Origin of the sequence: Streptomyces sp. NPDC032161 (assembly GCF_040636995.1) — a bacterium.
Classification (GTDB): domain Bacteria; phylum Actinomycetota; class Actinomycetes; order Streptomycetales; family Streptomycetaceae; genus Streptomyces.
Map to the genome: position 1 here is coordinate 59,744 of NZ_JBEZVN010000013.1, position 25,483 is coordinate 85,226.

Annotated in this window: 19 protein-coding genes, 1 pseudogene and 1 riboswitch; of the genes and pseudogenes, 4 read left to right on the forward strand and 16 right to left on the reverse strand. The window is 73.1% G+C overall.

Annotation, left to right across the window (positions count from 1 at the left end):
• Nucleotides 1-107: 107 nt before the first annotated feature.
• Both AB0E67_RS22260 and AB0E67_RS22265 read right to left on the reverse strand, forming a co-directional pair.
• The gene (locus AB0E67_RS22260; RefSeq protein ID WP_362029484.1) at nucleotides 108-860 is read right to left on the reverse strand and encodes a LysM peptidoglycan-binding domain-containing protein; all 753 of its coding nucleotides are present in this window, start codon (nucleotides 858-860) and stop codon (nucleotides 108-110) included.
• A gap of 4 nt (nucleotides 861-864) precedes the next feature.
• Nucleotides 865-1,050: riboswitch (cyclic di-AMP (ydaO/yuaA leader) on the reverse strand.
• Nucleotides 1,051-1,673: 623 nt separating this feature from the next.
• Nucleotides 1,674-1,981: pseudogene (locus AB0E67_RS22265) on the reverse strand (heavy metal translocating P-type ATPase); the annotation flags it as partial.
• A 275-nt stretch (nucleotides 1,982-2,256) separates the two neighbouring features.
• Between AB0E67_RS22265 and AB0E67_RS22270 the strand changes: the two are divergent.
• Both AB0E67_RS22270 and glpK read left to right on the forward strand, forming a co-directional pair.
• Nucleotides 2,257-3,102 (forward strand): MIP/aquaporin family protein, encoded by an 846-nt coding sequence (locus AB0E67_RS22270; protein WP_362029487.1) that lies wholly within the window; start codon nucleotides 2,257-2,259, stop codon nucleotides 3,100-3,102.
• 45 nt (nucleotides 3,103-3,147) lie between these two features.
• Nucleotides 3,148-4,665 (forward strand): glycerol kinase GlpK, encoded by a 1,518-nt coding sequence (gene glpK / locus AB0E67_RS22275; RefSeq protein WP_362029490.1) that lies wholly within the window; start codon nucleotides 3,148-3,150, stop codon nucleotides 4,663-4,665.
• 85 nt (nucleotides 4,666-4,750) lie between these two features.
• On the opposite strand, the gene AB0E67_RS22280 is transcribed toward glpK, so the two are convergent.
• From AB0E67_RS22280 to AB0E67_RS22310, 7 genes are all read right to left on the reverse strand, one after another.
• On the reverse strand, nucleotides 4,751-7,024 hold the full coding sequence (locus AB0E67_RS22280) for a M20/M25/M40 family metallo-hydrolase (RefSeq protein ID WP_362029492.1): 2,274 nt from the start codon (nucleotides 7,022-7,024) through the stop codon (nucleotides 4,751-4,753).
• Complete coding sequence (locus tag AB0E67_RS22285; RefSeq protein ID WP_362029495.1) at nucleotides 7,021-8,775, reverse strand: non-ribosomal peptide synthetase; 1,755 nt, start codon at nucleotides 8,773-8,775, stop codon at nucleotides 7,021-7,023. The genes AB0E67_RS22280 and AB0E67_RS22285 overlap by 4 nt, the downstream gene beginning before the upstream one ends.
• Nucleotides 8,772-12,080, reverse strand: coding sequence for an amino acid adenylation domain-containing protein (locus AB0E67_RS22290; RefSeq protein ID WP_362029498.1), 3,309 nt, complete (start codon nucleotides 12,078-12,080; stop codon nucleotides 8,772-8,774). Before AB0E67_RS22290 ends, AB0E67_RS22285 begins: the two co-directional genes overlap by 4 nt.
• The gene (locus AB0E67_RS22295; protein ID WP_362029501.1) at nucleotides 12,077-12,892 is read right to left on the reverse strand and encodes a methyltransferase domain-containing protein; all 816 of its coding nucleotides are present in this window, start codon (nucleotides 12,890-12,892) and stop codon (nucleotides 12,077-12,079) included. Before AB0E67_RS22295 ends, AB0E67_RS22290 begins: the two co-directional genes overlap by 4 nt.
• Before the next feature lie 11 nt (nucleotides 12,893-12,903).
• Nucleotides 12,904-13,977 (reverse strand): ornithine cyclodeaminase family protein, encoded by a 1,074-nt coding sequence (locus tag AB0E67_RS22300; protein ID WP_362029504.1) that lies wholly within the window; start codon nucleotides 13,975-13,977, stop codon nucleotides 12,904-12,906.
• A 61-nt stretch (nucleotides 13,978-14,038) separates the two neighbouring features.
• Nucleotides 14,039-15,268: an MFS transporter gene (locus AB0E67_RS22305; protein WP_362029507.1), complete on the reverse strand. Its 1,230-nt coding sequence runs from the start codon at nucleotides 15,266-15,268 to the stop codon at nucleotides 14,039-14,041.
• 2 nt (nucleotides 15,269-15,270) lie between these two features.
• Nucleotides 15,271-16,305, reverse strand: a complete 1,035-nt coding sequence (locus tag AB0E67_RS22310) for a pyridoxal-phosphate dependent enzyme (RefSeq protein ID WP_362029510.1) — start codon at nucleotides 16,303-16,305, stop codon at nucleotides 15,271-15,273.
• A gap of 616 nt (nucleotides 16,306-16,921) precedes the next feature.
• On the opposite strand from AB0E67_RS22310, the gene AB0E67_RS22315 reads away from it, so the two are divergent.
• Both AB0E67_RS22315 and AB0E67_RS22320 read left to right on the forward strand, forming a co-directional pair.
• Nucleotides 16,922-17,284 carry a DUF779 domain-containing protein gene (locus AB0E67_RS22315; protein ID WP_362029513.1) on the forward strand — a complete coding sequence of 121 codons (363 nt, stop codon included), beginning with the start codon at nucleotides 16,922-16,924 and terminating at the stop codon, nucleotides 17,282-17,284.
• A 183-nt stretch (nucleotides 17,285-17,467) separates the two neighbouring features.
• Nucleotides 17,468-18,478, forward strand: coding sequence for an alpha/beta hydrolase (locus AB0E67_RS22320; RefSeq protein WP_362029516.1), 1,011 nt, complete (start codon nucleotides 17,468-17,470; stop codon nucleotides 18,476-18,478).
• Between the two features lie 67 nt (nucleotides 18,479-18,545).
• Here the strand turns inward: AB0E67_RS22320 and AB0E67_RS22325 are convergent, their stop codons facing one another.
• From AB0E67_RS22325 to AB0E67_RS22355, 7 genes are all read right to left on the reverse strand, one after another.
• Entirely contained in the window at nucleotides 18,546-18,740 is a 195-nt protein-coding gene (locus tag AB0E67_RS22325; protein WP_073784343.1) for a hypothetical protein, read from the reverse strand.
• A 330-nt stretch (nucleotides 18,741-19,070) separates the two neighbouring features.
• Complete coding sequence (locus AB0E67_RS22330) at nucleotides 19,071-19,775, reverse strand: ATP-binding cassette domain-containing protein (protein ID WP_362029518.1); 705 nt, start codon at nucleotides 19,773-19,775, stop codon at nucleotides 19,071-19,073.
• Complete coding sequence (locus AB0E67_RS22335; RefSeq protein WP_362029675.1) at nucleotides 19,768-20,685, reverse strand: ABC transporter ATP-binding protein; 918 nt, start codon at nucleotides 20,683-20,685, stop codon at nucleotides 19,768-19,770. The genes AB0E67_RS22330 and AB0E67_RS22335 overlap by 8 nt, the downstream gene beginning before the upstream one ends.
• Nucleotides 20,686-20,777: 92 nt before the next feature.
• The gene (locus AB0E67_RS22340) at nucleotides 20,778-21,635 is read right to left on the reverse strand and encodes an ABC transporter permease (RefSeq protein ID WP_362029521.1); all 858 of its coding nucleotides are present in this window, start codon (nucleotides 21,633-21,635) and stop codon (nucleotides 20,778-20,780) included.
• Entirely contained in the window at nucleotides 21,628-22,593 is a 966-nt protein-coding gene (locus AB0E67_RS22345; RefSeq protein ID WP_362029678.1) for an ABC transporter permease, read from the reverse strand. Before AB0E67_RS22345 ends, AB0E67_RS22340 begins: the two co-directional genes overlap by 8 nt.
• 23 nt (nucleotides 22,594-22,616) lie before the next feature.
• The gene (locus AB0E67_RS22350; RefSeq protein ID WP_362029523.1) at nucleotides 22,617-24,221 is read right to left on the reverse strand and encodes an ABC transporter substrate-binding protein; all 1,605 of its coding nucleotides are present in this window, start codon (nucleotides 24,219-24,221) and stop codon (nucleotides 22,617-22,619) included.
• 230 nt (nucleotides 24,222-24,451) lie between these two features.
• Nucleotides 24,452-25,420, reverse strand: a complete 969-nt coding sequence (locus AB0E67_RS22355) for an NADPH:quinone oxidoreductase family protein (RefSeq protein WP_362029526.1) — start codon at nucleotides 25,418-25,420, stop codon at nucleotides 24,452-24,454.
• Nucleotides 25,421-25,483 lie beyond the last annotated feature (63 nt).

Below are 25,483 nucleotides of genomic sequence, written 5' to 3' on the forward strand. Positions count from 1 at the left end.
GGGGCCCCGGTACGACGCGACGGGATGCGCCCCTGGGGAAGCCGTGCGGCTTCCCGAGGGGCGCATCCCGTCGCGTCCAAACCGGCACGGGGCCGGGCCGGCATGGGTCAGTAGGCGCCGAAGACGTTGTCGATGGAGCCGTACTTGTCGGCGGCGTAGTTGCACGCGGCCGTGATGTTGGCGACCGGGTCGTAGCTGTCGAACGGCGTGCCGGGCACGTGGTAGGCGCGGAACGTCGGGTCGATGACCTGGAGCAGGCCCTTGGACGGCGTTCCGGCGACGGCGTTCGAGTCCCAGTTGTTGATGGCCCGCGGGTTGCCGGAGGACTCACGCATGACGTTGCGGTGGATGCCGTCGTAGCTGCCGGGGATGCCGTGCCGGGCCATGATGGCCAGCGATTCCCTGATCCAGCCGTCCAGGTTGTCCGCGTAGGAGACCGGCGCGGCGGTGACGGTCGCGGACGAGGCGCCGGAGGCACCGGTGGCGGCCTCGGACTCGGCACCGACGGTCAGCTTCATGCCCGGGCGGATGAGGGAGGGGTTGCTCCCGATGATCTCCCGGTTGCCCTCGTACAGCTTCTGCCAGCCGCCTTCGACGGAATAGCTCTGCGCGATCTTGGAAAGGGTGTCCCCGGAGATCACGGAATGCGTGACGGTCGCAGCCTTCTGCGGGGAAACGCTTCCGGTGACGGCGACCGAAGCAGCGGCCCTTTCGGTGGTGGCGGCCTGGGCCGGGGCGGCCGAGGCGAAACCCGCTCCGATCAGCGGAAGCACCAGGGCGACTCCGCCCGTGGCCGCGGCGATGAGGCCACGGGTCCGGAAGGTGGACGAGCGGCGACGGTACGTACCCGTTGCGGTCATGGTGAATTCCTCTCCGTCGCCTGCGAGGTGAGCTGTCGGGTTCAGACTGGAGATGTCTGGCCGCACGGAATGCGACTTCACCCCGAGCCGTTCCGGATACCGGACCGGCGGCTTACCTGGTTCCCCCGCTCCTGCCGTGGACAAGTGGGTCGGTTTCTCGGACGGCGGCAGGATTCGGCGTTCCGTCCGGATTGACGGTGACCGTAGGCGAGAAAAGCGGAGCGGAACAAGCCCGAATTTTTCGATCACAATTGATTCGCATGATCAATTCATGGAATTCGCAGTAATCCACCTCACAGATCGAACTCGACTCGCCTTGCGCGACAAGGGGAGCCGAATCGCGGACCGGCCGTCCGGAGAGTCTTTACGTGACTCACACCACGAAGCGACAAAAGGGGCGTTCCGCCTACCCCTCAAACAGAACAACAATTATCAAAAGCGGCTTTACCGTCTAAATTTGCAATTCACTTCAAATAGAGACAAAAGGGACATCTCTTCTGTCCTGTCGTGTGGACGTGGGAGCCGGTCGCGTGCGTCTTCGGCACGGCGCAGCTGAACGCCCCCGTAAGCCGGGCCTGCGGACCCGGGCGTCGCCGCGTGGCTGGTCGGCCACACCGAGGACGCCGGCCGGGGCGCCGTCGCGGGCGACCAGCACGGCGGTGCGGCCGTCCTCCCCCGGCCGTGCGACGGGTCCGGCCGGTGCGCGCCCGGCCGGGGCTGTCGACGGCGACGGCCCGCGTCGGGGGTGGCCGCCGGGGCGCTCGGCCGCCGCGGCGAGGCCAGGGTCATGTCCCCGGCCCTCAGCCGCTCGGCGGGCACCACCTCCTCGGTGTCCGCCCTCGCCCGGCCTCGTCGCCGTCGCGGGCCCGAGATCACGCGGACCGCGCACCGCTGGCGGTCCGCGCGGTGGCCGGTGCTTCCGGGGCGCCGGACGTCGCGAGGACGACGATCAGCGGGGTGCCGTCCAACACCTGCCCGATCGCCGCCGACCCGAGAACGGCGACCACCGTCGAGACGTCCACGTCCGGCGTCCGGTCCCCAGGACCCTTTCCCCCCTTCCGCCCGGGCTCCCAGCCGCCCGCGGCGTACGTCAGCGCATGGAGCGGACCCCGCTCCCATGCCTGGGGCGTGTTTCGAAACGCGCCTGGACGCCGGACAGGTACGGGGGCCGCGGACGTGGCGACCGCCTTGCAGGCCCTCGCCACCGTGGAAGGCCTGCGTCCCGGGCTGCGTGACACCCCGGCACCGAGAGGCCGTCCGGACCCCGGCGGGACGGGCCGAGGACCGCCCTCACACCACCGCCGCAGCACCGCGTGCGGAAGCGGACCCGCACACCTACGCTCAGATCTGGATCGATGCCGCCAACGGCCGTGACCCGACAGGAAGCGAGATCCCCATGGAACGGCGCGGGTTGTCGGGACTCGGCGGGGAACTCGCGGCGGAATTCGCCGGAACGCTGATTCTCATTCTCTTCGGCTGTGGGGTGGTGGCCCAGGTCGCGGCCGGCGGCGCGCTCACCGACCCGCCGGGCGGACTCGGGAACCACGACAGCATCGCCTGGGCCTGGGGGCTCGGGGTCACCCTGGGCATCTATGTGGCGGGCCGACTGAGCGGTGCTCACCTCAATCCGGCCGTGACGCTCTCGCTCGCGGCGTTCAAGGATTTCCCCTGGAGGAAGGTCGCACCCTATTCCCTCGCACAACTGGCGGGCGCCTTCGTCGCCGCACTGGTGGTGCGCTGGAATTACACCGAGGCACTGGCGAGAGCGGATCCCGGACACACCATCAAAACGCAATTCGTCTTCTCGACCCTGCCTGCCAACGGCAATGCCGCACTCCCCGTCACCGAATGGGGAGCGCTGCGGGACCAGATCATCGGAACCGCCATTCTGGTCCTGCTGATCTTCGCGGTCACGGATCTGCTCAATACGCCACCGGGCGCCAATCTCAGTCCGTTCATCGTTGGGCTCGTCGTGGTGGCCATCGGCATGGCATTCGGCACCAATGCCGGATACGCGATCAATCCCGCCCGTGACCTCGGGCCCAGACTGGCGAGTTTTCTGACGGGTTATGGGGAGGCGTGGCGGGACCAGTACGGGAACCTCTACTTCTGGGTGCCGGTCGTGGGCCCGCTCGTGGGCGGCCCGGTCGGCGCCTTTCTCTACAAGTACCTCGTCGGCCGATTCATCCCCGCCGCGGAACCGGAGCCGGAGGGCAGCATCCCGACGCCGCCGGAGAGATGACGGCGGATCCGGCACCGGACGCGGACCCAGGAGAGGCAGCACGCCATGGCGGACTTCATCGGGGCACTGGACCAGGGCACCACCAGCAGCCGCTTCATGATCTTCGATCACGATGGGAACGAAGTGGCCAAGCACCAGTTGGAGCACGAGCAGATCCTGCCCCGCCCCGGCTGGGTGGAGCACGACCCGGTCGAGATCTGGGAGCGCACCAGCTCCGTGATGCAGAACGCGCTGCGCACCGGAGGGATGAACGCCTCGGACCTGGACGCCATCGGCATCACCAACCAGCGCGAGACCACCGTGGTCTGGGATCCCCGCAACGGCCGCCCGTACTGCAACGCCATCGTGTGGCAGGACACCCGCACCGACTCCATCGCCCGGGCGCTGGAGGACGAGGGCCTCGGCGACGTCATCCGGCGCAAGTCGGGGCTTCCCCCGGCCACGTACTTCTCCGGCGGGAAGATCAAGTGGATCCTCGACCACGTCGACGGGGTCCGCGAGGCCGCGGAACGGGGACACGCGGTGTTCGGGAACACGGACGCCTGGGTGCTGTGGAACCTCACCGGCGGCCCCGAGGGCGGAGTGCACGCCACCGACGTGACCAACGCGAGCCGGACGATGCTGATGAACCTGGAGACGCTCGACTGGGACGACGAGCTGCTGGACATCTTCGGCATCCCCCGGGCGATGCTGCCGCCCGTCCACCCGTCCTCCGACCCGGAGGCGTACGGCCGCACCTGCACGTCGCGCCCGCTGCTGGCCGCCGTCCCGGTCACCGGGGTGCTGGGGGACCAGCAGGCGGCCACGGTAGGACAGGTGTGCTTCGAGCCGGGCGAGGCGAAGAACACGTACGGCACCGGCAACTTCCTCGTGCTCAACACCGGCACGCAACCGGTCCGGTCGCAGCACGGACTGCTCACCACCGTCGCGTACCGATTCGGGCGGGCTCCGGCGGTCTACGCCCTGGAGGGCTCCATCGCGGTCACCGGCTCCGCCGTGCAGTGGCTGCGGGACCAGATGAGGATCATCGGCGAGGCGGCGGAGAGCGAATGGCTCGCCCGGACCGTCGAGGACAGCGGCGGCGTGTACTTCGTGCCGGCGTTCTCGGGACTCTTCGCCCCGTACTGGCGCTCGGACGCGCGGGGCGCAATCGTCGGGCTCGCCCGCTACCACACCAAGGCCCATCTGGCACGGGCCACGTTGGAGTCCATCTGCTATCAGAGCCGTGACGTGGTCGAGGCGATGGAACGGGACTCCGGGGTCCATCTCGGCGTGCTGAAGGTCGACGGCGGGGTCACGGCCAACGACCTGTGCATGCAGATCCAGGCGGATGTGCTCGGTGTCCCCGTCAGCCGCCCGGTCGTCTCCGAGACGACCGCACTGGGAGCGGCGTACGCGGCGGGCCTGGCCACCGGTTTCTGGCAGGACGAGGGAGAGTTGCGGGAGCACTGGCAGGAGTCGAGGCGCTGGCAACCGCAGTGGGACGACGAACGGCGCTCCGAACGGTACGAGGACTGGAAACGGGCGGTCGAACGCTCCCTCGACTGGGTCCGGGTGCCCTGACCCGGCCCTCCCGCCGGACAGCCGGTGCGGCGTACCGGACGTACGGGCGTGGCCGGGGACACGCCCGTACGGTGTGCTCGGGGGGTCAGGTACCGGTGCGCAGTCCGGCGAGCAGGTGGTAGACGGTGTCGGTGCCCCGCCGCAGGGCCTCGACACCGATGTGCTCGTCGGTTCCGTGCATGCGTTTGAGCATGTCCCGGCCCACCGTGAACGGATACATGCCGTAGACGGGGATGTTCTGCTCCCGGAACGGGACGGCGCTGGTGACCGCCTCGAACTGGCAGGCGGTGGCCCTCGCTCCGGGGTGCGTGCGGCGCACGGCCGCCTGCCAGGCACGGAAGACGTCCGTGTCGTGCGTGGAGTCGGGCGTGGCGAGATAGCCGCGCAGCCGGTCCAGTGCCTGCTGCTCGCTCTCGCCGGGGTTCCCTACGACGGTCAGTGTCGCCCGGTTGCCGATCAGGGAGCGCAGTTCGGCGACGATACGGCCGGGGTCGTCGGCGCCGGGCAGGAAGGCGGCGCGGAACTCCGCGGTCGCCGTGCCGGGCACGATGCTCGGGTAGTAGCCGGACCGGGCCGCGGTGAAGGCGAGGGTGGTCCGCAGCATCGCGTTGTGCAGTTCCGGTGTCCCGCTGAGCCGGATCACCGCCTCACCGGCCCGGTCCCGCTCCTGTTCGCCGCGGGCGGCGAGCATCTGCCGGACGGCCGCGGCGAGCTGTCGGTCCGTGGTGGCCTCGGCGAGTTCGGCGAAGTAGCGCAGGGACAGCGCGTTGGGGCGGATGTGGGCCCGCCAGTCCCCCAGTTGCTCCAGCACCTCCCCCAGCCGGATCACGGCCTGCCCGGTGAACGGCTTGGACGTGTGGGTGGCGTACGAGGAGGTCTCCAGCCGCAGCAGCAGGGACCGTTTGTCGTTGCAGGTGAGGGAGGCGATCATGGGTGTGGTGCCGTCGCGCTGGTCGAGGACCCAGCCGCCCTCGGTGATGACCGCGCCCGCCTCGACCCTGCCGGGGTGCTCGGTGAGGAACCAGCGCACCCCGTAGGGTCCTTGTTCCTCGTCGCAGTCGGACCAGAACACGATGTCGCGGTCGAAGGTCGCGCCCTCGCGGACGTGCCGCAGCAGGGCGGCGACGAAGGCGGCGTTGACGCCCTTCATGTCGAGCGCGCCGCGGCCGTAGAGCTTGCCGTCCTTGATCTCGCCGGCGAACGGGTCCGTGGTCCAGGCGTCGCCGATGGCGGGCACGACGTCGGAGTGGCCGAGCAGGACCAGTGGCTTCTTCCGGGCCGTCCCGCTGCCCGGGACACGTGCGAAGAAGTGGACGTTGCCGTCCTTGGGGGTGGGCACGATCTCGGTGGCGATCCCGGCGGCCCGGAAGATGTCCTGGAGCATCCGGGCGTACGGCTCGGTGAGCGCTCCGTCGCCGGGGTTGCTGGTGTCCTGGCGGATCATGGCGACGGCGAGCTCCACGGGGTCGGTGGGGTCGCCGTCGAAGGCCGCCGCGCCCGTGGTGCGCGCGGCGGCCGAGGCGCGGGGCGCGGCGGCGGTGGCCGCGCCCAGGCCCAGCAGTGTGCCCGCGACGGCCGTCGCACCGGCTCCGAGGACGGACCGGCGGGACGGGCGGGTGCCGACGAGGCCGTCCAGGCAGGCGGAGATGACCGCGTCCGGGTTCTCCTGGTGGGCGTAGTGCCCGCCCTCGACGGACCGGAAGGTGCACGTGCCCCGGGTCCAGTCGGCCCAGCGGCGCACCGTCACCTCGGGCACGTGCGGGTCGTCGGTGGCCCACACGGCGCACAGTTCGACGTCGGGCACGGGGGTCCGGCCGCCGTCGTAGCGTCCGCACAGCCGCAGGTCGGCGATGACGGGAGGCAGCAGCACCTCCTCGAACTCGGGGTCGGCCAGGAGTTCGGGATCGGTCAGCCCGGTCCCGGCGACGAAGGCGCGCGCGTCCTCGACGGTGACCTCGTCGCCGTCGCCGTGGAAGTCTCCGGGGCACTGTCCGGCCACCGCACACAGCCGTGCGACCGGCACCCCGGCGGCGAGCAGCCGGCCGCACGTCTCGTACGCCAGCAGCGCGCCGAGGCTGACGCCGATCAGCACCAGACGCCGCCCGCCGCGCGCCGCGCGCACCTCGGCCGCCACGGCGTCCGCGTAGACGGCCATGTCGACGACCGGTTCCTCGTCGATGCGGGTGCCCCGTCCCGGCGGTGTGACCAGCGCGAGCGCGGTGTCCGCGGGGAGCCGGCCGCGCCAGCCCGCGAAGGTCGAGCCGTGGGCGCCGGTGGGGGCGAAGCAGACCACGAGCGTGCCGGTCGTGCCCCCGCCCTCCGGTTCGTTCTCCGCTATGCCGAGCCAGGGGGTGCTCATGCCTGGTCCTCCTGCGGGGTCTCGCGGCACAGCGCGGCGATGGCGGTGACGGTGGGTGCGCCGAGGATGCGGCGCAGGGGTACGCGCCGGCCGGCCGTCGCCACCAGCCGGTTGGCGAGCCGTACGGCGAGCAGGGAATGGCCGCCCGCGTCGAAGAAGTTCTGGTCGGCCGAGGCGGGCGGTGCGCCGAGCAGTTCCTCCCACAGGGCGGCGACGGCGGCCTCGGTGGCGTCGGACGGGGTGAAGCCGGTCGTACGTTCCCGTCCGATGCCGTTCACGAGGGCGCGCAGGGCGGTGCGGTCGAGCTTGCCGTTGGTGCTCACGGGGAGCGCCGGGACCTGCTGGACGCGGGCGGGGAGCATGTAGTCGGGCAGCCGGTCGCGCAGGTATCCCCGCAGGGCGGCGGGGGCGATCTCCTCGTCGGCCGTGCAGCAGGCGACGACGCGTGCCTCGCCGTCCTCGGTCTCGGCGTAGGCCCCGGCGTCGGTGACGCCCGGTGCCTTGCGGAGGGTGGCCTCGATCTCCTCCAGTTCGACACGGTAGCCGCGGATCTTGATCTGGTTGTCGGTGCGGCCGGTGATCTCCAGCGCGCCGTCCGGGAGCAGCCGGCCCCGGTCGCCGGTCCGGTAGTGCCGCACGCCGTCGTCGTCCGTGAGGAAGCGGTCCTCGCCGTCGCCGCCGAGATAGCCGAGGGCGAGCGGCGGTCCGCAGACCCATACCTCGCCGGTCGTGCCGGGCGGCAGGCGTCGGCCGAGCCGGTCGCGGACGGAGAGCGAGGCCCCCGCCACGGGGGTGCCGACGGGGACGCGTTCGGCGTCCGCGGGCAGCGCCGCGGTGTCGTACGCGGCGACGTTGGAGGCCGTCTCCGTCATGCCGTACAGGTTGAGCAGGGTGGCGTCCGGCCAGACCTCGCGCAGCCGCAGGACGGTGTCGACGGGCAGCGTGTCGGCGCCGCTGGTGACCAGGACGGGCTGGTGGCCGTCGGGCTGTTTCGCGCTCTCCTCCAGCAGGCCCGCGATCAGGTGCGGGGTCAGGAAGAGGTGGGTGATCCGCTCCCGGTGGACGGTTGCGGCGAACAGGACCGGGTCGAGGAGTTCGTCGGTGCCGAGCACGACGGACGGGATGCCCCGGAGCAGTCCGCCCAGGATTTCCCAGGGCGAGGCGACGAGGGCGAGGGACTTCTGGACGGCCAGCACCGCGTTCCCGGGGAACGGATGGTCCTGCCACATCCACTCCAGCCGGCCGCGCACCGAACGCCTGCTGACGCGCACGCCCTTGGGGTTCCCGGTGGTGCCGGAGGTGTAGACGATGTGGAAGAGGGCGTCGTCGTCGGGCTCCTCCTCGGGCGCCTGGTGCAGCGGGCCGTCGGTGAGGGGGGCGAGCGTGACGCGCGGGGCGTCCAGGGTGGGGAACTGGTCGAGCCCGGGTTCGGCCAGCACGCAGTGCGGTCCGGTCTCCTCCACCATGCGGCGCTGGCGTCGCACGGGGATCGCGGGGTCCAGTCCGAGGTAGGCGGCACCGGTCTTGAGCACGGCGAGGACGCCGGCGACGGCGGCGGGGCCGCGCTGCGCGGCGAGGGCCACCAGGCTGCCGGGGCCGGTGCCCCTGGCGGCGAGCCGGGCGGCCAGCCTGCCGCTCCAGTCGTCGAGTTCATGGTAGGTGAGGGTGGTGCCGCTGTGGCGCAGGGCTACGGCCCGGGGGCGGGCCGCCACCTGCTCGGCGAAGCGTTCCAGCAGGGTCGGCGAGGTCATCGGTGGTCGCCTCCGGGCAGCAGGTCGAGGGAGCGGATGGTGGTGTGCCGCGCGCGCCCGGGATCGGTCAGGGCGCGCAGCGCGATCAGGGTGGACTCCAGTACGTTGCGGGCGGCCGGCGCGTCGAGCAGGTCCTGCTGGTGGGCGTACTGGAGCAGCAGCCGCTCGGGGCCGTGCGGCTGGACGTAGAGGGCGCAGTCGTACTTGGTGAATCCGGTGTCCAGTTCGACGAAGCGGAAGCCGACGCCCGCGGCGGTAGTGGCGCGGGCCGGGTACGGCAACATGTTCAGCATCGTCTGGAAGACCGGTGTCGCCGCGGAGCTGCGGGAGGCCGCGGGCAGCCGTCGCAGGGTCCAGGAGAACGGGTACTCGGCGGCGGCGTACGCGTCGTAGACCGTCTCCGCGACCCGGGCGGTGAAGTCGGCGAGGGTGGCGGACGGGTCGACGGGCAGCCGCAGCGGCAGCATGGCGAGGGTGAACGCCGGGACCTCGGCGGCCTCCGGCCGTTCCCGGCCCGCCATCGGCGCGCCGACGATCACCTCGTCGGCGTCGGAGTAGTAGCTGAGGGCCAGCGCGTACGCGGCGAGCAGCGGCACGAAGGCGGTGGCGGAGGCGGACAGCGCGGTGTCCCGCAGCCGCCGCGTCAGGTCCTCGTCGAGCACCGCCTCGGTGATGCCGCCCCGGTAGGTGGGCGCGGCGGGGCGCGGCTTCTGCGCGATCTGGAGTGCGGGGAGTTCGCCCGCGAGCCGGCGCTGCCAGTACTCGCCCGCCTCGGCGACCTCCTCGGTGGCCAGCCGGGCCTCCAGGTGGTCGAGGTAGTGGTCGTAGCGGGCGGCGCGTTCCGGGTCGGGTGCGGCGGGGCGTCGTTCGTAGAGTTCGGCGAGGCGTTGGAACAGTACGGTGGCGCCCCAGCCGTCGAGGAGCAGTTCGTGCATGGTGACGAGCAGCCGGTGCTGTCCGCCGGGCAGCCGGAACAGCTCGGCGCGCAGGGCCGGTTCGGTCAGGAGGTCGAAGGGTCTGGCCGCCTCCCGCGACGCCGTCGCCCGGAACCCCTCCTCGGTGGTCTCGCGCACCCGGCCGGGCAGGGGCACGTCCCAGTGCGGGTAGTGCTGCACCACTTCCTGTGTGCCGGGCTCGTCGGTCTCCGCGAACCGGGCGAGGAGCTGGGGGTTCTCGGCGAGCAGTTGCCGCCAGGCCCCGGCCAGCCGGGGCACGTCCAGGGAGCCGTCCAGTTCCAGCGAGCCCTGGTAGCTGTAGTAGGGGCTGAGGGGGTCGAGCCGCCAGTGGAAGTAGACCCCCGCCTGCTGCGGGGTGAGCGCGCGGGTGCGGGGGACGTGCGGGTCCGCCGTCCGTGCGCGGGGGTCCTCCGCCGGCTCGTGGCGCTCGCCGGGCCCGGCGAGCGCGGCGAGCGCGGCGGGGCTGCCGTCGCGCAGCACGTCGCGCAGGGCCGCCGCGGATCCCGTCCGGCGCAGTGCCGCGACCAGACGCATGGCCTGGAGCGAGTCGCCGCCCAGCGCCAGGAACGAGTCGTCGCGGCCGACCCGCCCGGTGCCGAGGACTTCCGCGACGAGCGCCGCGATCGCGGTCTCCGTCGCGTCGCGCGGCGGGGTGTAGGGGCGGTCGTCGGGGCGGCTGCGGCTCGGGGGTGCCGGGAGCGCCTTGTAGTCGGTCTTCCCGTTGCGGGTGAGCGGGATGCGTGGCAGGGCGACGAAGGTGTGCGGCACCATCGGTGCGGGGAGCCGTTCGGCCAGGTGGGCGCGGAGTGCCGCTTCGGGTGCCTCGTCCCCGGTGGTGGTGAGGTAGGCGACGAGGCGGGGCGTTCGGCCGGCCGCCGGGGTGTGGGCGCTCTCGCGGGCCACCAGGGCGCCGTCGTCGTCCGGGGTGTGGACGGTGACGGCGCAGGCGGCGACCGAGGGGTGGCCGCCGAGCACGGCCTCGATCTCCGCGAGTTCCATGCGCACGCCGCCGAGCTTGACCTGGCGGTCGACCCGGCCCAGGTACTCCAGTTGGCCGTCGGGCAGCACGCGCACCGCGTCCCCGGTGCGGTAGAGGCGCCCGTCGCCGTCGCCGAAGGGGTCGGTGAAGAAGGCGCGGGCGGTGCGCTCCGGGTCGCCGAGGTAGCCCCGGCCGACGACGGGGCCGCCGACGAAGAGTTCTCCCGTCTCGCCGTGCGCGCACGCGTGCCACAGCCCGTTCTCGGGGCGCAGCACGTACAGGGCGGCGTTCCCGACGGGCGAGCCGATCGGCAGGTGGCGGGTGTCGGCGGCGGGCCTGCCGAGTACGGCGTGGGTGACGTCGTCGGAGCACTCGGTGGGGCCGTAGGCGTTGAGGAGCCGGATGCCGGGCATGGTGTCGTGCCAGCGCGCGGCGAGGGCGGGCGGCAGTTCCTCGCCGGTGGCGATCATCCAGCGCAGTGCCCCGGGCCGGACTCCCTCGGTGTCGTGGGCGTCGAGCAGGAAGCGGATCAGGGTGGGCACGGTCTCCAGGACGGTGGTTCCGCGCCGCCGCACCTCCGCCAGCAGCAGGGCGCCGTCCTGGGCCCGCTCGTCGTCGAGCACCTGGACCCGGCCGCCGACGAGGAACGGGGCGAGCATCTGCCAGACGGAGATGTCGAAGGCCAGCGGCGCGGTCTGGGCGAGCCGGTCGTCGGCGGTGAGGGCGAGGTCGTCGGCCTTGGCCCAGAGGTGGTTGAGCATGCCCCGGTGCTCGACGACGGCGGCCTTGGGGCGGCCGGTCGAGCCGGAGGTGTAGAGGACGTAGCGCACCTCGTCCGGGGCGGGCGGGGCGGTCCGGGTGTGGGGGGTGTCCGCCAGTCGGGGTGTCGTGGTGGGGACGCCCGCGGCGCGTGCCCCCTTGACCAGTTCACCGTGGTGCTCGGGTCCGCCGGTGGTGAGCAGGAGGACGGCGCCGCTGTCGGTGAGGAGGAACTCGACGCGGCCGGCGGGCCAGCTCGCGTCGAGGGGCAGGTAGACGGCTCCCAGCAGTTCCAGCGCCAGGAGGGCGGTGACGACGTCGCCGCCGCGCCGGCCGCCGACCGCGACGATCCGGCCCGCCGAGACCCCGGTGGCGGCCAGGTGCCCGGCCATGCGGCGGGCGCGGTCCGCGAGTGCGGCGTAGCCGAGGGTGGTGTCGCCGTCCTCGACGGCCGTGCGGTCCGGGTGCGCCCGCGCGTGCCGCTCGACGTACGCGTGGACTCCTTCGCCGAGTTCGTAGGGTTCGCTCCGGGTGAGCGCGGCGGCGACGGCGGCGTCCCTGGCCCCTTCGGCCAGCGGGAGCGCCGGGTAGTGCCCGGGTATGCCGGTCACCTGGCCCCCTTCTTCTCCGCGACGACGAGCAGGTATTCGACGGGGACGCCCGTGCCCCGTGCGTCGGTGGTGTGGAAGTCCTCGGTCATCTCGGCCATCTCCGCCCGCAGTTCCTTCCAGCGCGAGGGCGGCGAGATGGTGTTCCTGGCCGCGATGCAGGGGCCGAAGCAGTTCTCGAAGAAGGCGACCAGGTCCTCGGCGGTGGCGAACGGGTAGAAGAGTTCCCGGCGTTCGGCGGTGACGGTGAACCCGGGGCCGAGCAGTTCGGCGAGGTAGTCCGGGGAGCCCCACAGCATGGGCTGTCCCTGGTGCCCGTTGGGCGAGGGGAAGTAGGCGGAGAGGATCTCCTGGAAATGGGCGGTCCAGCTGCGTGCCGTCCAGTTGCACATGCCGATCCGGCCGCCGGGCCGCAGCACCCGGGCCATCTCGCCCGACGAGGCGGCGTGGTCGGGCGCGAACTGGATCCCGTAGGTGGAGGTGACCAGGTCGAACGAGGCGTCGGGGAAGGGGAGTTCCTGGGCGTCGCCGCGGTGCAGCTCCACCTCGACACCGGCCTGCGCGAACCGTGCGCGGGCGTCGGGGAAGAACTCGTCGGTGAGGTCGAGGCCGGTGACGGCGCAGCCGCGCAGGGCGGTCAGCAGGGCGACGTTCCCGTTGCCGGTGGCGACGTCGAGGTGGCGGGTGCCCGGTGCGGGGGCGAGCCGGTCCACGAGTTCTTCGGCCCCGGGCCGCAGCAGGTCGGCGACGTGCCGGTACTCGCCGTACGACCACATGGTGCGGTTGATCTCCTGGACGTTCCGGTCGATCGTCATGCGGATCCCCTTCAGAGTGTGAGCCGGGCGCCCACGCCGACGGCTTCGGCACGGGCGAGGACGCTGTCGGCGACGGCCACGTCGAGGATCGACATGCCGAACGGGTTGCTGATCACGGTCTCCTCCGGGTCGCGGCGGCCCGGGTGACGGCCGGTCAGCACGTCGCCGAGGGTGCCGTCGACACGGCGGGCGCCGGGGCGCGCGGTGACGCCCTCGCGCGGGGTGCCGTCGGGGCCGAGCAGGGTGCCGGCCCGGTGCATGCGTCCCAGCAGCCGGCGCGGGTCGTCGCGTACCAGGCTCCAGTCGTCGACGATCACGGTGCCGGCGGCGAGCACGGCCGCCTCGGTGAGGTCGTCGAGCGACACGTGGCACACCAGGGCTCCCGGCCTCAGCCAGTCGGGCTCGATGTAGCCCTCGGTCACCGTGGTGACGGGCACGACGAGTTCGGCGTCCCGCACGGCCTCGCGCGGGTCCTCGGCGAGCACGGTCTCGATGCCCGCGGCCCCGGGGAGCGAGGCGATGTACACGGCGACGGCCTTCGCACGCTCGGGCGCCAGGTCGTACAGGGCGATCCGGCGCAGGGTGGGCACGGTCTCCAGCAGCAGCGCCACGTGTGCCTGGGCGAGCGCCCCGCAGCCGATCAGCGCCAGTGAGCGCGGCTCCGGCACCGCCAGATGGCGGACGGCGAGGGCGGTGACCGCCGCGGTGCGCATCGCACTGATGTACGCGGCCTCCATGAGTGCGCGGGGGCGGGCGGTCTCCGGGTCCAGGAGCAGTGTGAAGCCCTGGGAGCGCGGTATGCCGCGGCCGGGGTTGCCGATCGAGGCGTTGATGGTCTTCATGCCGATGACCGGTGGCCGGCCGTCCTGGACGAGCGCGCCGGGCATGGCCAGCAGCCGGGCCTGGTCTCCCTCCGGGGTGGTCCAGCCGAGGTACGCCTCCTCGGGCAGGACCGACTGTCCGGCGGAGTGCAGGGTGAGCGCCTCGGCCACCGCCGTCACGATGTCGACGCCGCGGGCGGCCTCGATGACGTCCGCACGGGTCAGATAGCGGAAACGGCTGTCGGGATAGTGCTCGAAGTCCATGGCGGGCGGGGCTCCTTGGCGTGAGGTCCGATACTGACGGGGAAAGGCGTGCGGGGGTGGTTCAGCCGGCGGTGGCGCGCGGGCCGCGCAGCACCGCGAAGGGGACGAGCGCGCCGAGCAGCAGCACGCAGGCGAGCGCGATCCAGCCGGCCGTGCCGAGGGCGAGGACGACGCCGGTCATGAGCACCGGACCGGCGACCCGGTTGGCGACGGTGCGGCTGGTGTTGAACAGCACCAGATAGGCGCTGCGCGCCCCCTGCGGTGCCAGCTCGAAGGACAGCGTCCACGAGGCACCGACCTGGAGCAGTTCGGCGAAGGTGAGCAGGACGACCGCGCCGCCGAGCACCAGCAGGGCCGGGTTGCGGCCGAAACCGGGCGCGGCGGCGAAGGCCAGGGCGCCGAGGGCGAGCAGCAGGGCCGCAGCCGCGTACGAGTACCACGCCCGGCGGGTGGTGCCGTAGCAGCGGTTGAGCGGGTACTGGAGGACGATGCACAGCACGGTGTTGACGGCGTACAGGATGCCGACATAGCGCTCCGGTACGTCGGTCTCGGTGACGAGCCACAGCGGGAACGCCACGTTGAGGACCGGCATCCACAGCGACACCAGCGCGTTGTAGGCGGTGAACCCGAGCAGCGCGCGGTCCTTGAGGAGCGGGGCGACCCGGGCGCTGTCGGCGGTGGCCGCGGTCTCCTCCGCCCGAGCGGTGGCGTACACCCCGGCGACCACGACGTAGGCGACCGCGCCGCCGATCAGCAACGGCCGGAACGCGCCCGGCGCGCCGGAGCCGAGCGCGGCCCCGGCGATCAGTCCGCCCAGGCTGATGCCGAGGTTGACGACGGTGCGCTGCACGGCCATCACCTTGGCGCGCAGGCTCTCGGGGGCCCGGGAGCCGACGTAGGACTGCACGAGCGGGGGCGAGGACTGCTCGGTGACGGCGACGAGGGCGACCACGACGAGGAAGCTCCACCAGCCGTCCACCCACAGGTAGCCGATCGTGGCCAGGGCGCGCAGCAGCATCACCCCGATCAGCACCGGCTTCGGTCCCCATCGCCCGGCCAGCCGCGCGATGGGGACGGCGGCGGCGACGGCGACGGCGCCGCCGATCGTCAGCCCGGCGCCGACGGAGGAGGTGCTGAGACGGGCGACCTTGACGAAGTAGATGGTGGAGACCGCGAGGAACAGTCCCGTACCGGTCCACTCGATCAGCGTGGCGCCCTGGACCAGCGGCAGGAACTGCCGGTAGCCGGAGTCCTGCGCCTGCGGGGCGGGAGTGGTGGTGCTCGTGCCCATGGTCAGTGCTCCTGGTGCTTCCTGTCGAAGAAGAGGCCCTCGCGGCGCAGCCGTTCCATGGCCGCGGCGATCTCCTTCACGATGCCCCGCTCGCCCGCCCAGTCCTCGGAGTAAAGGGTGTCGCGGTACTTCTCGCCGCCGTCGGCGGCCAGGCAGACCGCGATCCGGCCGTCCGCGTGGCCGTCGTCCTGGTCGCTGAGCAGCGCGCGCACGGCGCAACCGCTGGAGCCGCCGAGCACGAGGCCCGTGTCCTCGGCGAGGATGCGGCAGACGGCGATCGCCTCGATGTCGTCCACGCGTACGGCGCGGTCGTAGCTGCCCGGACCCTTCAGCAGCGCGGAGGGCCGGCTGGCTCCTATGCCGGGGATCAGGCGTCGCCCGGTGCCGCCCGAGACGGCCGTGGAGCCGGTGACGTCCACGGCGACGACGGCGACGTCCGGGCGGCGTTGCCGCAGGTGGGCGCCGATCCCGGCGAGGGTGCCGCCGGTGGAGACCGGTATGTAGACCGCGCCGAGGTGGGGGCCGGCCTGCTCGGTGATCTCGGGGCCGGTGGTGCGGCGGTGGATGTCGGGCGCGGCGGGGTTCTCGTACTGGTTGGGCCAGCGGTACGCGGGGTTGCGCGCGCACAGTTCGCGGACCGTGCGCAGCCGGGTCAGCAGGTATCCGCCCTGGCCGTCCGGTTCGTCGACGACGATCGTGCGGGCGCCGCGCTCGGTGAGCGTGCGGAGGGTGGTGTGCGGGGTCTTCAGGTCGACCACGGCCAGGAACACGCAGTCGATGGCCGGCAGCAGCCGGGCCAGGGCGAGACCGAGATTGCCGGAGGTGGATTCCACCACCACCGTGCCGGGGGCGAGCGGCCGTTCGTCGTGCAGCGCCCGCAGGAGGGCGACGGCGCTGCGGTCCTTGACCGATCCGGTGGGGCCGTGTTCCTCCAGCTTCAGTCCCAGACGCCGAACCCGGCCCCGGTGGGCGACGTCCAGGAGGAGTAAGGGAGTGCGATGGATGGCCCGCGCGAGGACGGGTTGGACAGGCGTCACTGCTTCCCCCCGTGCGATGGGTCGTCGGCCCTTCCGGTGGTCCGGCCGGGATGCCTTCGCTGTGCGAACTCAGACACTAAGCGTGCCCGCCCCGCTGTCACCATGCCGTTCCGCGGGGGGCCCACCGCTGTTGGCGAGAACCGCGCTTGACGCGCCGTCGGCGCCCTGTTTCCGGCCGGTCCGGTCCCCCGCGCCGACGGCCGTCCCCCGGGCGGTCGGGGGCGGGCGGGGCGCGGCGGGCAAATCGAAATGGCCGGTTCGGTTCTGCCGACGCCGCGCGCCACGCCGTGTGCGGCACCGGTCCGCGCGGGTGGCCCGTTCGGTCGCGCGGACGGTCTTCCCGGGCCGGGGCCGGGACCGTCGCATGGGCCTCGGCCCCGGCCCGGTCCTGAAGTACGGTGGCACCGGGGTCGGCCCGGGACCGTGCCGCGTGGGCGGGGACGGGCCGGGAGACGCACGGCCGTCGCGCCCGCGCCCCGTTTCCCGCACAGAGGTGGAGGGACACGCACATGGACCGGCACGACATGGACCGGATCGGTACGAGCCGGCGGGACACGGCGAGGAGCCTGCCGCCGTCCCGGCGCGCACCGGCGTTTCCCGGCGCCGGGACGCCGCGGTGAGCGCCGCCGGGGTGGCGGCCGTGGAGCTCACCCCCGCGGCGGCCGAGCTGCTGCGACGGCTGCGCGCGGCCCACGGCCCGTTGATGTTCCATCAGTCGGGCGGCTGCTGCGACGGCAGCGCGCCCATGTGCTACCGGGACGGCGAGTTCCGTACGGGTGGCTCCGACGTACTGCTGGCCTCCCTCCGCGTCGACGGGGTGCCGGAGAGCATCCCGTTCTGGATCTCGCGGAGTCAGTTCGAGGTGTGGGCGCACACCCGGCTGATCGTCGACGTGGTGGAGGGACGGGGCAGCGGATTCTCGCTGGAGGCTCCGGAGGGGGTGCGGTTCCTGATCCGTTCCCGGCTCGTCGGTCCGTGAGCGCGCGGCGCGCCGGGACACCGCGCCCCGTACCGGCGTTTGCCGCAACGGCAAGGTTCCTTGTGGCCGCGGCGGGCACGGCCGAATGATCGCGGCATCGGCGGTGCCGGCACCGGCGCTCCCGGGCGGGTGCCCGGCGCCCACGGCCGGACCGCCGCCGCCCACGCCCGCGAGGAGAGAACCATGCCGTCCACCCACCTGTCCTTCCCCGCTCCGTCGGCCGCCGTCCACCGCTTGGTGGAGGTGCCCGGAGGCCGCATCCATCTGGTGGAACAGGGCAGCGGCCCCCTGGTTCTGCTGGTGCACGGCTTTCCCGAGTCCTGGTACTCGTGGCGCCATCAGCTTCCGGCACTCGCCGCGGCGGGTTTCCGCGCGGTCGCGATCGACGTGCGCGGGTACGGCCGTTCGTCCGGCCCCGGGGAGGTGGAGGCGTACCGGATGCCCGCGCACGTCTCCGACAACGTCGGGGTGGTACGGGCGCTCGGTGCGCGGACCGCGACGATCGTGGGGCACGACTGGGGGGCGGTCATCGCGTCCGGCAGCGCGCTGCTGAGGCCCGACGTGTTCACCTCCGTGGGGCTGCTCGGCGTCCCGTACGCCCCGAGGAGCGGCCCCCGGCCGACCGAGGTGTTCGCCCGCGTCGGCGGCGCCGACGAGTTCTACGTCGGCTACTTCCAAACACCGGGACGGGCGGAGGCGGAGATCGAGCCCGACGTGCGCGGATGGCTGGCCGGGTTCTACGCCGCGCTCTCCGCCGACACGATGCCGCCGGACGGGGCGGACAGTCCCTTCCTCGTGCCGCCGGGGGCGCGGATGCGTGACCGGTTCCCCGCCGGGGCGCTCCCCTCCTGGCTGAGCGAGGCCGATCTGGACTTCTACGCGGCGGAGTTCGAGCGGACCGGGCTGACGGGTGCGCTGAACCGGTACCGCAACGTCGACCGGGACTGGGAGGACCTCGCCGGCCTGGACGGGGCGCCGCTCACTCCGCCGTCCCTCTTCATCGGCGGTGAACTCGACCCGTCGACCGGCTGGTCGGCCGAGGCGATCGCCGACTTCCCCACCACGCTCCCCGGCCTGGTCTCCTCCCACATCCTGCCGGACTGCGGCCACTGGCTCCAGCAGGAGCGTGCCGCGGAGGTCAACCGTCTGCTCGTCGCATGGCTGCGCTCCCCGCGGGTGCGCGCCGCCGGGTGAGCGCCCGGCGCGCCGCGCGACCGGCCGGCGCGGCCGACGCGACGGGGTCGCCGAAGGACCGTGGGCGTCAGGGGCCCAGGCTGCTGACGACGTCGGCCGTGGCCGTCAGGCCGTCCTGGATGGTCGGCGCCATGCTCGTGCCCGCGAGGAAGAACCCGAGCAGGGCGCAGACCAGCGCGTGCGAGACTTTCAGCCCCCCGTTGCGGAGGAAGATCACCGCGAGGATCAGCAGAAGCAGCACCAGTGAGATCGAAATGGCCATGGCCAACCTCCTCCGCCGCGCCGGAATGCGGCATTCGGCCGCCAGTGTGGCGTAGCGGGGAGGCCGTCCGGTGGACTGGCGTGTCCGCCATCCGGGTGTTGTCCGGCTGTCACGTACCGGCCCCGGCGCGCCGGAACGGCCGCCGGGGCCGGTCCCGCCGCTGCGGGTGCCCGCATCGGGCGTGCGCGGGGAGTGCTACCAGGCCCGCAGGTCATCGGTGCGAGCCGGCCGGCCTCTGGTTCCTCCCCGGCCCGGCCGCTCTGCGCACGCGAGGCCGGCGGGGAGCCGACGGCCTCGCCACGGCGGCGGTCCCGCGGGCGCGGTCCTCGCTCATCCCGCCCCGCGCGCGCCCTCCCGGGGTGCGGGAGTCGCCGGGCCGGGCCCGCAGATCTCCGGCCAGCCGACCGTGCGGTCGCACCAGCGTTCCAGCAGGACCCGGTCATGGCCCACGGCCAGCAGTCCGGCGCCCGACTCGTGCCGGTACGCCTCGACGACCGCGACCAGTGCGGCGGTCGTCGACGCGTCGAGCATCGCCGTCATCTCGTCGCAGATGAGCCAGCGGGGGCGCAGCACCAACGCCCGGGCGAGGCAGGCGCGCTGCAGCTGTCCGTCGCTCACCTCGTGGGGGCGGCGGCCCAGCAGTTCGGCGGTGAGTCCGACGGCCGGTGCGAGTTCCGCCACCCGGTCCGCCACCTCGGCGCGCCGGCCGGTGGCCCGCAGCGGCTGGGCGATGAGTTCGCGCAGGCTGAGCCGGGGATCGGCGGAGAGCCGGGGCTGCTGGAAGACGACGCCGACGGCGGTGCGCTGTTCCCTCGGGGCCCGGTGCCGCCAGCCGCGTACCGGCCGGCCGTCGAGGGTGAGCGTGCCCGCGTCCGGCCGGTGCAGCAGGGCGGCCACCTTGGCCAGGGTGGACTTGCCGCAGCCGCTGGGACCGAGGAGCCCGACGGACTCCCCCGGCTCGATGGCCAGCGAGGCGTCACGGACCGCGGGGGCACGACGGTCGTACCCGGCGGTGATACGGGTGAGTTCAAGCACGGGCGGACTCCTGCGCGTGCGCCGGCGCACCGTGGTGGCAGGCGAGACGGCCGTCGAACGGGGGTGGTACGGAGCATCGGTCGTCGACGCGCGGGCAGCGGGCCGCGAACGCGCAGCCGTCGGGGAGCGCCCCGAGCTCCGGGGGCATTCCGGGGATGGGGGCGAATGCGCGCTCCGGGAGGGCGTCGAGGAGACCGCGGGCGTACGGGTGGCGCGGTCCCGGCTTCCCGAAGAACCCTTCCGCGTCGGCGATCTCGACGATGCGGCCCGCGTACATGACGGCGACGCGGTCGGCGATCCGTTCGGCCGCCGCCAGGTCGTGGGTGATGATCAGCAGCGCCCGGCCGCCGTCGGTGTGGCGGCGCAGTTCGTCCACGGTCCGCTCGACCAGGTCGCGGTCGAGCCCGGTGGTGGGTTCGTCGGCCAGGAGCAGGGGCGCGTCACCGATCAGGGCGAGCGCGGTGGCGGCGCGCTGGGCGAGGCCGCCGGAGAGCTCGTGCGGGTAGCGGTCCAGGTGGCCGGGCGGGAACGCGGCGCGTTCGGCGGCCCGTTCGGCGGCGGCGCGCAGCTCCGGCCTGCGGGTGCCGGTCAGTTCGCGGAGGGTCTCCTCCAGCTGGGTCCGGACGGTGCGCACGGGGGTGAGGTGGGCCGCGGGGCTCTGCGGGACGAGTCCGACGCGGCGGCCCCGCACCGTGCGGGCAAGGGTCTTCTCGTCGGCGGTGAGGAGGTCGGTGCCGTCTTGGAGGACCGCCGAGCCCCCGGTCTCCGCGTTGCCGGGGAGCAGTCCCAGCAGCGCGGAGGCGAGGACGGACTTGCCGCAGCCGCTCTCGCCGACGAGGGCCAGGCACTCCCCCGCCGCGAGGTCGAAGTGCGCGTCGGTGACGGCCGCGACGTGCCGTCCGCCGCGCATCCGGAAGCGGACGGAGAGCCCGCGCACGGAGAGGACCGGGGCCGCGGGGGCCGGGGTCCCGGTGTCCGGGGACGGCGGAGGCGGGGTGGTCGTCACAGCATCAGCTCCGATCGGCGGCGCGGGTTGATCCGTTCCCGCCAGGCACCGGCGAGGCCCGCCAGGGCGAGGGTCGGGACGATCAGGAAGAGGCCGGGGAAGAGCGTCGGCCACCAGTCCCCGGCGAGCAGCGAACCGCGCGCCGTCTGCACGAGGTTGCCCAGGCTCGCCTGGTGGGCGGGCAGCCCCAGTCCCAGGAACGAGAGGGCGGACTCGTGCCACATGGCGTGCGGCACCATCAGCACCGCGGCGAGGCCCGCCTGCGGCAGCACCGCGGGCAGCAGGTGCCGCACGACGACCCGGCTCCGGGAGGCGCCCCCGGAGATCGCCGCGTCGATGAACGGCCGGGAGCGCAGCGACAGCACCTCGGAGCGGACGATGCGCGCGGTGGACAGCCAGTGGGTGAGGGCGATGGAGACGATGACCGGGCCGACGCCGGGCCGGAACATGGCCACGATGAAGATGCCCAGCAGCAGGTGCGGGACGGACGAGAAGGTGTCCACGAGCCGCATGACGACCCGGTCGACCCAGCCTCCGGACGCGGCGGCGAGCGCGCCGACGGCGGTGCCGACGACGGTGGCGGTGAGGCCGGCGACGACGCCGACGAGCAGCGAGACGCGCAGCCCGTAGACGCAGCGCAGCAGCAGGTCGCGGCCGACGTCGTCGGTGCCGAACGGGTGCTCCCAGGACGGTGGCCGGAGCCGGGCCGAGAGGTCGACGGCCTGCTGGTCGAGCTGGACCAGCGGGGGGACGAGGAGGACCGCGAGGAGGACGGCGGCGATGATCCCGGCCGAGCACAACAGCCGGACGCGGCGGCTGGTGCGGCGGGTGGATCCGAGAACGGTCTCAGCCATCGAAGCCCACTCTCGGGTCGGCGAGCGCGTACAGCACATCGGACAGCAGGTTGCCCAGCACGACCGCAGCGGTGGCGAGCACCGTGAGCGCGGCCAGCAGCGGGAAGTCGACGGAGGTGGCGGCCTGCACGGTGGCCGCGGCGATGCCCGGCCAGCTGAAGACCGTCTCGACGAGCAGGGCGCCGGTGATCAGTTCGGGGACGCGGGAGCCGATGAGGGTGAGCATCGGCAGCATCCCGGAGCGCAGCGCGTGGCCGAGGAGCACGGTGCGTTCGCGCAGTCCGCGGGCGCGGGCGCCGCGCACCGGGTCCTCGTCGAGCGCGTCGGCGACGCCCTGGCGCACGTAGAGGAAGAACCACGGCAGCTGCGAGATCCCTAGCACGGACGCGGGAAGCACCAGATGACCGGCGACCTGGCCGAAGGTGACCGTGTCGCTGGCCGCGTCGGTGAGGCCGCCGGCCGGGAGCACGCCGAGTTTCAGGGCGAAGAACCAGATGGCGAGCAGTCCCAGCCAGAACGCCGGGGCGGCTTCGAGGGTGTACGCGGCCGCGGAGACGCACCGGTCGAGCAGGCCGCCGGGGCGGCGGGCGGCCAGGACGCCCAGTCCCGTGCCGAGCACGATGGCGACGAGGAAGGCGGCGCCGGCGAGCAGCACGGACCAGCCGAGGCGCTCGCCGATGACGTCGGCGACGGGCTGGCGCATCACACTGGATTCGCCGAGGTCGCCGTGGAGCGCGGCGGTCAGCCAGTTCCACCAGCGGGTCACCAGTGGCTGGTCGACGCCGAGATTGGCGCGCAGCTGGTCGAGGTTCTCCTGCGACGCGGTGAGCCCGGCGGTGCCCGCGTACGCCTTGACCGGGTCGAAGGGCGAGGCGGCGGCGACGGCGAAGACGCCGAACGTCACCGCGAGGAGGACGGGGACGGCGAGCAGTGCCCGCCGTCCCGCCATCCTGCCCATCGGCCCCCAGGGGAGGCGGCGGCTCACTTCTTGGGCGTCCAGTCCTCGACGTTCCACCACGGGCCGGTGGCCAGGCCGTGGTCGTGCGGCTCGACCTGGGTGGTGAGCGCGCCGAACCGGTCCTTCACGACGTAGAGGTGGTCGATGTGGGTGAGGAAGGTGTAGCCGGGGTCCTTCACCAGTTCGCGCTGGACGGTGTCGTAGGCGGCCTTGCGCGTGGCCTTGTCGCCGCTCCTGCGGCCCTGTTCGAGGGCCTGGTCGACCGTCTTGTTCTCGTACCAGCCCATGTTGTTGAAGCCCTCGCCCGCGAGGGAGGACTTCAGCATGGAGTACTGGTCGAAGTCGGGATCGGCGGGCGACCCGCCGCCGGCGAGGACCGCGTCCTGCTTCATCCGGGGCTCGATGACCTCCCAGGTGCCGGACTCGGTGGTGATGTCGATGCCGGCCTTCTTCGCGTCGGAGGCGTAGGCGAGCGCGTGGTCCTGGCGGAGCTTGTCGCCGGTGAGGTACCAGAGCGGGAACGCGGCGCGCACACCGTCCTTGACGCGGATGCCGTCCTTGCCGGGCTTCCATCCGGCGTCGTCGAGGATCTTCTTCGCGGCGGCCGGGTCGTGGGCGCGTTCGGTGCCCTTGGTGAACCACTCGCTGTCGGTGGGGACGGGCCCGTAGGCGGGCCTGCCCTCTCCGTTGAGGATGGAGTCGACCATGGCCTGCCGGTCGACGGCGATGTCCAGGGCACGCCGGATCGCGAGGTCGCCCGTGACCTTGTTGTGGGTGGGCAGGGTCACGTTGCGGTTGTCGTACGTGGTGGCGGCGTACGTCTTCATGCCGCCGTCCCTGGCGAAGCCCTTGGCCAGGTTGGGCGGCAGGATGGCGCCGTCGAGCTCGCCGGAGCGCAGCCGGGTGGCGCGCACGTCGTCGTCCTTGATGATCACCATGGTGAACTTCTTCACCTTCGGCGCGCCGCCCCAGTAGTCGGGGTTGGCCCGGAAGCTCAGCTTCTCGCCCTTGGACCACTTGGTGAGGAGGTAGGGGCCGGTGCCGACGGGGTGGGTGGTGAAGGCGCCGGTGTTGACGTCCTGCCCGGCCGCGACGTGTTCGGGGGCGATGGGCAGGACGGTGCGCTGGGCGAAGGGCGCGTAGGGGTACTTGAGGTGGAAGACGACGGTGTCCTCGCCGCCCGCCTCGACGCTCTTCAGTGCGTCGAGCTCGGTGCGGGAGGCGTTGTTCGTCCTCGGGTCCAGGATGGTGCGGTAGGTGAAGACCACGTCCTTGGCGCCGAACGGCTTGCCGTCGCTGAACTTCACGCCCTTGCGGAGCCGGTAGGTGTACGTGAGCCCGTCGGCGCTCACCTCGGGCAGGGCGGTGGCCAGCGCGGGGCGCAGCTTCATGTCCGCGTCGAGGGTGAGCAGCCCGTCGAATATCTTGGAGTTGCCGTCCTTGCCGTAGCCCAGGAGCGGGCTGAGGCTGTCGGGCTCGTACGCGATGCCGACCACCGCCGAGTCGCCCGCCCCCGAGCCGGAGCCGCCGCCGTCCGGACCGCTCGGCTTCGAGCAGGCCGCCGCGGACAGCGACAGCACGGTCGCCAGTGTCACGGCGACCGCTCCCCGTATCGATCGGCCCGTCATACTCCGCACACCCCTTGTTGATGATCGACTGTTATTGCGAATCACTCGCAATTAAACAGCAGGTAAAGGGGTGCCCGGTACCGGGGTGACGGGACACGGGGGCACGGATCCGTGTCCGCGCCGCCAACTCCCGTCGCCCGGCGGCCCGTTCCTCCCGCCCGGTCCCGGCACGGAAAGTTCCACCGGTTCCGCGACGGCCGCACGGATGCGTCCGGCGGGTGCCGGGACCGTCAGCGGGCCGCTCCCGCCGGGAGGACCGCGATCCGGCCGGTGGTGGCGCCGTCGGCGACGCGCTGGACGGCGTCCGCCGCGCCGGACAGCGCCACGCGTTCACTGACGAGCGGCTCGACGACGCCCTTCGCGACGAGCCGGGAGAGTTCGTCGTGGCAGGCGAGGACCGCTGCCGGATCCTTGGCGGCGTAGAGGCCCCAGTGGAGTCCGAGGACGGAGTAGTTCTTGACGAGCGCGTGGTTCAGGGCCGGGGCGGGGACGACGCCGCTCGCGAAGCCGACGACCACGATCCGGCCCTCGAAGGCGACGCACTTGACGGACTTGGCGTACGCGTCGCCGCCGACCGGGTCGTAGACGACATCGGCGCCGCGTCCGCCGGTGAACTCCTTGACCGCCGCGACGACGTCCTCGGTGCGACGGTCGACGACCAGGTCGCAGCCGAGCGCGGCGGCGGTCCGCACCTTCCCGGGCCCCGAGACGACACCGATGACAGTGGCTCCGGCGGCCTTGCCGAGCTGGACGGCCGCGCTGCCGACGCCACCGGCCGCCGCGTGGACCAGGAGGGTCTCGCCCTCCCGGAGGCGGGCGCGGCGGTGCAGTCCGAACCAGCCGGTCTGGTAGCCGATGTGCAGCGCGGCGGCCTGGGCGTCGTCGAGGGACGCCGGGGCCGGCAGGAGCGCCGACGCGCCGGCGACGGCGTACTCCGCGAACCCCCCGTCCGGCAGGGCGGCCGTGGCGAGCACCCGGCGCCCGTCCGGCGTCTCGCCGCAGATCTCCACGCCCGGCGTGAACGGCAGCGGGGGCCGCACCTGGTACTGACCCCGGCAGAGCAGCGCGTCGGGGAAGTTGACGTTCGCCGCGCGCACCCTGAGCAGCACCTGGCCCTCCCCGGGCACGGGGCGTCCGGTCTCTTCGAGTCGCATCACCTCGCCCGGCTCGCCGTTCCGGTGCACTCGCCATGCCTGCATGAGGGGCCTCCACAACGCTGTCGAACACGGTCGGCGAAACCACCGCCGCAGCGCATACTAAGC

Excerpts from the sequence above, each read along its gene's own strand:
- AB0E67_RS22260 (WP_362029484.1), bottom strand. The coding sequence starts at position 860 with ATGACCGCAACGGGTACGTACCGTCGCCGCTCGTCCACCTTCCGGACC.
- AB0E67_RS22270 (WP_362029487.1), top strand. The coding sequence starts at position 2,257 with ATGGAACGGCGCGGGTTGTCGGGACTCGGCGGGGAACTCGCGGCGGAA.
- glpK (WP_362029490.1), top strand. The coding sequence starts at position 3,148 with ATGGCGGACTTCATCGGGGCACTGGACCAGGGCACCACCAGCAGCCGC.
- AB0E67_RS22280 (WP_362029492.1), bottom strand. The coding sequence starts at position 7,024 with ATGAGCACCCCCTGGCTCGGCATAGCGGAGAACGAACCGGAGGGCGGG.
- AB0E67_RS22285 (WP_362029495.1), bottom strand. The coding sequence starts at position 8,775 with ATGACCTCGCCGACCCTGCTGGAACGCTTCGCCGAGCAGGTGGCGGCC.
- AB0E67_RS22295 (WP_362029501.1), bottom strand. The coding sequence starts at position 12,892 with ATGACGATCGACCGGAACGTCCAGGAGATCAACCGCACCATGTGGTCG.
- AB0E67_RS22300 (WP_362029504.1), bottom strand. The coding sequence starts at position 13,977 with ATGGACTTCGAGCACTATCCCGACAGCCGTTTCCGCTATCTGACCCGT.
- AB0E67_RS22305 (WP_362029507.1), bottom strand. The coding sequence starts at position 15,268 with ATGGGCACGAGCACCACCACTCCCGCCCCGCAGGCGCAGGACTCCGGC.
- AB0E67_RS22320 (WP_362029516.1), top strand. The coding sequence starts at position 17,468 with ATGCCGTCCACCCACCTGTCCTTCCCCGCTCCGTCGGCCGCCGTCCAC.
- AB0E67_RS22325 (WP_073784343.1), bottom strand. The coding sequence starts at position 18,740 with ATGGCCATTTCGATCTCACTGGTGCTGCTTCTGCTGATCCTCGCGGTG.
- AB0E67_RS22335 (WP_362029675.1), bottom strand. The coding sequence starts at position 20,685 with ATGCGCGGCGGACGGCACGTCGCGGCCGTCACCGACGCGCACTTCGAC.
- AB0E67_RS22340 (WP_362029521.1), bottom strand. The coding sequence starts at position 21,635 with ATGGCTGAGACCGTTCTCGGATCCACCCGCCGCACCAGCCGCCGCGTC.
- AB0E67_RS22345 (WP_362029678.1), bottom strand. The coding sequence starts at position 22,593 with ATGGGCAGGATGGCGGGACGGCGGGCACTGCTCGCCGTCCCCGTCCTC.
- AB0E67_RS22350 (WP_362029523.1), bottom strand. The coding sequence starts at position 24,221 with ATGACGGGCCGATCGATACGGGGAGCGGTCGCCGTGACACTGGCGACC.
- AB0E67_RS22355 (WP_362029526.1), bottom strand. The coding sequence starts at position 25,420 with ATGCAGGCATGGCGAGTGCACCGGAACGGCGAGCCGGGCGAGGTGATG.